Here is a 7,018-nt window from a genome sequence, read left to right as displayed (position 1 = left end):
CGGCCACCCGGCTCAACCGGGTAGCCAGCATAAAACCACTTTCTTTGTAAGCCTACTTCCTCAACATATTCAGTGTCAAGAAATTTAAGGAGGGGAACGCCTGACTTTCAGAATTAAGCACCGGAAGCCGGGACGTCCCCTATTATTTTTATATTAAAAATCAAGCTTGATACTGGCTTGATAGAAGTTGCTGGATACATCACCCTTCACATCGAATCCGCCAGCAAAACGCAAAGCGATGTTTTTTGGCAAACCAAACTCGACATAAGGACCTACCCAGTTATACACAACGCCTTCAGAAGCCTTGTCGATGCGATTTACAGCTGCCCAGAGGTGCTCCCAATGAACGCCGACGGAATTGATGGGCAACACCCCGCCCATATCAAACAAGGCAGGCTTCACCCCGACACTGATCCAGTTGTGCACAAAATCCCGCGCGCGCGGGCCACGCGTAGCCAGGTAGTAGGCACCGTAGATGTTTGCCGTAAAATAGTCGTCGTCATAATTGATGACGAGGTTAGGCACAACACCGTCACCGGCACGAATATCTTTACCAATTACTCTGGAAGACAACAATGTGCCATTTAGCATACCTACGTTTGGATTGATACTCAAAGCATCGTCGAGAAATCTAAAATTCAAGCCAATACCAAACTCCGTCCATAGACCCGAACCGCCTGCAGTAACGTCATCGCCTACTACGCTACTACGCCCAAAGTTAGGATTGGTCCACAGCCAGGAATAAAAGGTAAAATCGATGTCATCAGCAATTTCGTATGACGCATCCAAGATAGTTTGAAAACCAAAGAAGGCATCCTGCTTCAAGGTCACACCACCATGAAATTTTTGGAGGTCAAATCCATGCCCATCACCGCCTGAATGCCCTTCAAGCTCAGCCACCTTCGCTTCCAAAGCCTCTACTTTGAATCTGAGTTCACTGTCTCCCTGGGCAAATACACTTGCTGTAGCGCAGGTAATACCCAGCGCTACTAGACCCGCTATCTGCTTTTTCATTAGTTATTACCTTTCTCAATAAGAAATTGAAATAGTTAATTTTTCTGGAACAGGTAGTCATTTGGTCCCGTCCCAGAAAAACATGGTTATGTGACATAACTAGCTATCCAACAACCATCAGTGAACTTATTCACTCATGGGCAGTCTTATGAGAGCTAGTTAAACTTTTTTCTCTCTCCCACCCCAATGCCAACATTGATGACGTGATATTGGGGTGAGGCTTTCTTCTAGCTGATTTGAAAAAACGGGTCAAGTATTTTTGAAGGTTTTTTTGGGAGGCACACCTTGGATTTTTTTGGGTGTGTCTCTAATATTCTGATAAATAAAGACAACTAACACTCCGCCTGATACCGGACGGTGTCCATGAAAGTGTATGATTTTATCCACATAGTTTATGCCCCATCATGGTTTTTTGTTATACAATCGCGATCCATCCAAAATAGCAATAAGCTTGGTTGAAGTGATTGCAACAAATTCATCAAGACAGGAAAGCTGAGAAAAAGCGGGCAAAATTGAATGCAGAGCTAGAAACGTGCAATTTGGCATCTATCGCATTCACGAGACACGATGGAACATTTACGCTCGCCATGCAGTTGTGCGTAGTCAAAGTAAACGTGGCAACACTTTTTCCGATGCACCCTGCCTTATCACACACTTTGGCTACGGCTGAAACTTAAGACTTAAAAAGTGGAGAAACTAGAAATTATGAAAAAAGCTTCGCAAAGCATTGCATGGTTATGTATTGCAGTATCAATGTTTTTGATGTCATTACCATTATCTGCTCAATTAATGCTCGCACATGAAGGCCATCATGATGCCGGTGGCTGCAAAATCGAAACCGGAGATTTCCCTGTTACCGTCAGCGTTTATGAAGTACCTGAAGGCGACATTCCTCCGATGCATTCTTTCTGCAACCACGTCCCCAATGCGGGAAAAATCAATATGACGATCGAGATCTCTGATCTCGATACTCGCGAAATCCCCTTCGCCGTTCGTGTTGTCATGGATGGACACGAAGGCAGCGAACACGGGGAGCATGAAGTACTCTACATGCCTGCCGAGCAGTATCTATCAGGCATTATCGTGGTAGCAACTGAACTCGAACATCTCGGCCAATATTTCGTTCTACTGGAAACCGAAGATAGCGCTGGTAATGTCAAAACAGCCGTACGCATTCCGTTACATGTAGGTGGTGGCGGTCATGGCAATCACGGCTCTGGTCTGGGTATGCTGGAAATGATATTTATTGTCGCCGCTGCGGGTGGACTGGCGTTTTTCTTCATGCGCAAGAAAAATGCCGGGAAAGAACTATCCAAAGAATCCCAAAGCTAAATCATTGGCCAGACCCGAACGACAAAACAAGGCGTAGAACGCCTACATCCTCGATAGCATGCAGTCAATGACTGCCTGTCAGACTGCATGCTAACCGTACAACACGAAACGATAAGACTTCACGGAGGCGCTTCGTTTCTGCGATCTACTACAGCATTTCGGCTTTTACCCCGCTTTCCGCGCCATCATTTTCCTCCCTCGCATTTTTGACCCTGGCGCCCCATGCTCCCTTCCAGCCAACTCCAGCATACGTCCACACATGCATGGCGCTAACCATCAATCCCATGTAAACTAGCGCAGATGCGGTTCTTGCTAGCATTAATAGTGTCACAAGGAGGAAATTATGGCTTTCACTCTCACTTCACCCTCTTTTTCCAATCAGGACACCATTCCTGCTCGCCACACGTGCGACGGTCAGGATATATCACCAGCACTTGCCTGGATGGATATGCCAGCGAATACCCAAAGCCTGGTTTTAATTGTCGATGATCCAGATGCACCCGACCCAGCAGCGCCTACAATGACCTGGGTACACTGGATACTCTACAATATTCCCTCGACTGCAAGTGAGTTACCCGAGAACGTCACGGCCAATGCATTACCTACAGGCTGTCTGCAGGGTGTCAATGACTGGAAGCGTACAGGCTATGGCGGCCCTTGCCCACCGATTGGCACTCACCGATATTTCCATAAGCTCTATGCACTGGATACCCTACTCCCCGATTTGAACGAACCCACAAAAGCCGAACTGGAAAAAGCCATGGACGGGCATGTAATTGCCCAAGCCGAATTGATTGGCCTCTATCGTCGGCATACTTGATATGCTCCAAACCATTCCGGGCAAGGGGAATATCATTGCGCTCTTCAACGCATGCATCATCGACCGTGTTTATGGCGACAGACATGAAAGGAAGTGTCATTCATCACTTCACCACGGCAGAATGCTTTTTGTGCACCCGACAAAACTTACGATAAGTCATGGCCCGGAATTTGGCTGAACATTGTGCTTGGGCTTACACTTGAATCACCGTTAGCCACCGCCAACCAACGACAGGCAGACACAGGCTCAGCGCTGAAACAGCCAGCCAACATAGACCTGATCACGAGCGCTATTTTTCAAACCCCAAACATTCCCAGCAAGCTCAACAGCGGGCGGCTTTTCTTTTAATTTGCAAACTTGCTTCGATGCCCATCAAATCTCTTATTCGTACCATTGCCCATTACCCTCGCGAAGGGATCATGTTCCGTGATATCACCACGCTATTGAAGGATCCTACTGGACTGCGCACAACCATTGATCAAATTACCGAGCGTTATCGCTCCGAAAAAATCAATAAAGTCATCGGTATCGAATCCCGAGGTTTCATTATTGCCGCGCCTGTCGCCTATGCATTGGGAGCGGGATTTGTCCCGGTTCGCAAGCCGGGCAAGCTGCCTGCTGACACGATAGGTTGTGATTACCAGCTGGAGTACGGGCGTGATCGGATAGAGATACACGTGGATGCCATTGCTAAAAATGATCGCGTATTGTTAATCGACGATCTGATCGCGACTGGCGGAACCATGGAAGCCGCAATCAAGCTGATTGAAAAGATGGATGGCATAGTCGTTGAATGCTGCCTCGTAGTGGACCTGCCCACAATCGGCGGAAGTAAACGGCTCCGGCAACAGGGCTACAAGTTGTTCTCGTTATGCCGATATGATGACCAGGAGGCTGTCCGAGAATAGACTGATCTACTGCGGACGATTCTGGCTGGCTGGATTTTTCGATCCTTTTCGTTGAATAGAACGACTATTCGCCTCAAATGATCGAAAAACCCCGCTCAACCAGCCTCGCCCTCGCTACGATCGCTATTCTCGGACAGCCTCCTAGCCCTCGCACCCTTACGCGCGAGGGCCGCAGCTACTGAAAACCTACAAGAGTGCATTTCATACACACACTAAAACTGAAAAGCATTCAGAATGCATAAGGCGAAGGTATATTACCAAACCGCATTCGCGACAGGTTTAATGTCGTGCTTCGTACGTTAGAGATAGAATTATATATTTACCAAGAAGCGGAGAAATCAAACATGTCACGGCCTTTTCCAGTAACCGTCCAATGCCCGTCGCACTACTAACATACATATTGGCAGCCGAAAATCGTACGCCAATATATTCAGGCACGAGTCGCCGCCATGAGTTAATCTGCCCAATCAATATAGATCGCACAGCTTTTCCTTAGTCCTGACAAACCCATCAGTTCCTGATTTTCGGAGCCTACATGCTTGATATCCAACAACTACGCACTAATTTAAATAATATTACCGCTCGTCTTGCCCAAAGAGGCTATACCTTCCCTGCCGAAGATTTTAATTCCCTGGAAACAAAGCGTAAATCGTTACAGACACTTACTCAATCATTGCAAGCAAAACGCAATGCAACTTCCAAGCAAATCGGCATTGCTAAACAACGCGGGGAAGATACCAGCGCGATGATGGCGGAGGTGGCCAATCTCGGTGATGAATTAAAACAGGCGGAAAACGGACTTGAAAGCATTCAGATTGCGCTGCAGCAGTTATTGATGGGGGTGCCGAACCTGCCCCATGAAAGTGTTCCCGCAGGCATCAGCGACGCCGGCAATTCTGAACTACGTCGCTGGGGATCACCGAGAGTTTTTGATTTTCCCGTTAAGGATCATGCCGACATCGGCGAGTTTCTTCAACTCATAGACTTTGAAACCGCCGCCAAACTGAGCGGCGCTCGCTTCAGTGTTCTAAAGGGCCATCTCGCTAGACTCCACCGTGCCTTGGCACAATTTATGCTCGACACGCATATTCAGGAACATGACTACAACGAGATTTATGTGCCTTACCTGGTCAATGCGGATTGCCTTCGAGGAACCGGTCAGCTGCCAAAATTCGAGGCCGACTTGTTTTCCATTCAGGCCAGTTCTCCAGCAGAGTCTGACACCTCACCCCAAACAGGCACCAACAAAACGACCGCCTCGAATTTGCATCTCATTCCCACCGCTGAGGTGCCGCTCACCAACATGGTGCGCAATACGATTGTTCCTCTTGAAAAACTTCCGCTCAAATTTGTGGCGCATACTCCCTGTTTCCGCTCCGAGGCAGGCAGCTATGGCAAAGATACCCGCGGACTGATCCGCCAGCATCAGTTCGACAAAGTGGAACTGGTACAGATCGCCCATCCGGCATACTCCTACGAGGCACTGGAATCGCTGGTCGGTCATGCTGAAAACATTCTCAAGAAATTAGAGCTGCCTTACCGGGTCATGTTGTTATGTACAGGAGACATGGGGTTTGCAGCAGCCAAGACTTATGATATTGAAGTATGGCTACCCGCTCAAAATGCCTACCGAGAGATTTCTTCCTGCAGCAACTGCGAGGCATTTCAGTCGCGGCGCATGCAGGCACGTTTTCGTAGTGAACAAGGTAAGCCGGAGTTGCTGCATACTCTCAATGGCTCAGGACTGGCTGTCGGAAGAACACTGGTAGCCTTATTGGAAAACTACCAGAATGAAGATGGCAGCGTTACCATTCCAGAGGTTTTACGTTCTTATATGGGTGGCCTTGACCGCCTTGCCACATGAGGCGCACAATGCCCGTATCGCACCAATCACAAGCGGAGAATTCAGAAAATGCAAAATGACAATCCTGGCGCCAATCACGCCAATGACGACATCGCCCAGCTGACTGCGGAAATCAGAGAAGCTGTTGCTCATGGCGGCGATGTCGAGAAAACGGTTAGAAATCTGACACTCAAGGCCATGCATGCCAATGGATTGGACCCTGAATCGCTGGTGCGGATTGCCTCGGCTGTCATGGAAGGCGCGCACGAAGGTGCAAAGCATGAATTGTCACATGCTTCGGAACAATCACAGGCTGCACAAACACAAATCATCCAAGCAGTAGCAGGCTTGGATGCCGCCTTTGCGCAACTCGCCGGCGCCTCGAAACTGGCCTTGGAAGAAGCGGCCAGCAAAGCCAAGCAATTCTCGCATAGCGAGTTGGCAAAAACACGGGCCGATCTCGAAAGCCTGGAAAGCCTGTTTATGGACACCCTCAAACAGGCCGCAACCGCCGCCCAAGGCCTGATCGCCGAAACACTACAAGATCTTTATCAACACGCGGAACGCAACGGTACAGCTGTAGGTGCTCAACTTAAGGACACGCTTGCCGTCTTTGCCCATCAAATGGCATCGACTGGCCGCGCACAGCTGGAGGCAGGCGCCCAACTCACGCAAATCACGGCAGATCTGCTGCACAAAATTGCCAGCGGTGTCCTGACAGGCATCGTTGACCAGGTCAAGCAGGATAAAAACAAATAATTTACCGGTCGCCAATCATCCTGGAAATCTCTGCTGACCACTATTTTGTGCAACTGGCCATTGTTGCCAAAAACAAGTTGTAGTTTTTACACCCACTCAATGCGTGACAGCACGTATGCGCCGAATTGCACAGTTTAGCCCATCCAAGCGGGATTTCCAGGCTTATGGCTGAAATAGGAAGGATGCCAGGAGGCTGTCACGCTTTTCTCTAGGGTGTGTCATCAGTTGAGCCATATGACGGAAGCGGCGAGACAGATGGCACCGAGGAAGTTATGGGCCCGTTTATCATATCTGGTGGCTATGGCGCGGTATTGTTTGAGTTTTGCAAAGAAGTTTTCGATT

General features: G+C 48.7%; 7 protein-coding genes. 5 read left to right on the top strand and 2 right to left on the bottom strand.

Annotated features, from left to right (window positions below; all coding sequences use genetic code 11):
* Positions 1 to 153 precede the first annotated feature (153 nt).
* On the bottom strand, positions 154 to 1,014 hold the full coding sequence (locus ABTW62_RS13245; RefSeq protein ID WP_430905048.1) for a DUF6733 family protein: 861 nt from the start codon (positions 1,012 to 1,014) through the stop codon (positions 154 to 156).
* Between the two features lie 705 nt (positions 1,015 to 1,719).
* Between ABTW62_RS13245 and ABTW62_RS13240 the strand changes: the two genes are divergently transcribed.
* The 5 genes from ABTW62_RS13240 (at position 1,720) to ABTW62_RS13220 (ending at position 6,676) form a co-directional block, all read left to right on the top strand.
* Positions 1,720 to 2,346 carry a hypothetical protein gene (locus ABTW62_RS13240; protein WP_430905047.1) on the top strand — a complete coding sequence of 209 codons (627 nt, stop codon included), beginning with the start codon at positions 1,720 to 1,722 and terminating at the stop codon, positions 2,344 to 2,346.
* A 343-nt stretch (positions 2,347 to 2,689) separates the two neighbouring features.
* Positions 2,690 to 3,166 carry a YbhB/YbcL family Raf kinase inhibitor-like protein gene (locus tag ABTW62_RS13235; RefSeq protein ID WP_430905046.1) on the top strand — a complete coding sequence of 159 codons (477 nt, stop codon included), beginning with the start codon at positions 2,690 to 2,692 and terminating at the stop codon, positions 3,164 to 3,166.
* Positions 3,167 to 3,531: 365 nt separating this feature from the next.
* Positions 3,532 to 4,074, top strand: a complete 543-nt coding sequence (locus ABTW62_RS13230) for an adenine phosphoribosyltransferase (protein WP_430905045.1) — start codon at positions 3,532 to 3,534, stop codon at positions 4,072 to 4,074.
* Positions 4,075 to 4,609: 535 nt separating this feature from the next.
* Entirely contained in the window at positions 4,610 to 5,938 is a 1,329-nt protein-coding gene (serS, locus tag ABTW62_RS13225; RefSeq protein ID WP_430905044.1) for a serine--tRNA ligase, read from the top strand.
* Positions 5,939 to 5,986: 48 nt separating this feature from the next.
* Positions 5,987 to 6,676, top strand: coding sequence for a DUF6781 family protein (locus ABTW62_RS13220; protein WP_430905043.1), 690 nt, complete (start codon positions 5,987 to 5,989; stop codon positions 6,674 to 6,676).
* Between the two features lie 221 nt (positions 6,677 to 6,897).
* On the opposite strand, the gene ABTW62_RS13215 is transcribed toward ABTW62_RS13220, so the two are convergent.
* Positions 6,898 to 7,018: transposase (locus tag ABTW62_RS13215; RefSeq protein WP_430905049.1), on the bottom strand; the 121-nt coding region annotated here is incomplete at its 5' end.

The sequence above is a fragment of the Nitrosomonas sp. ANs5 genome, from assembly GCF_050584665.1.
Classification (GTDB): domain Bacteria; phylum Pseudomonadota; class Gammaproteobacteria; order Burkholderiales; family Nitrosomonadaceae; genus Nitrosomonas.
The sequence above is the reverse complement of the archived record's forward strand: the minus strand, read 5'-3'. Positions and strand labels throughout refer to the sequence as shown.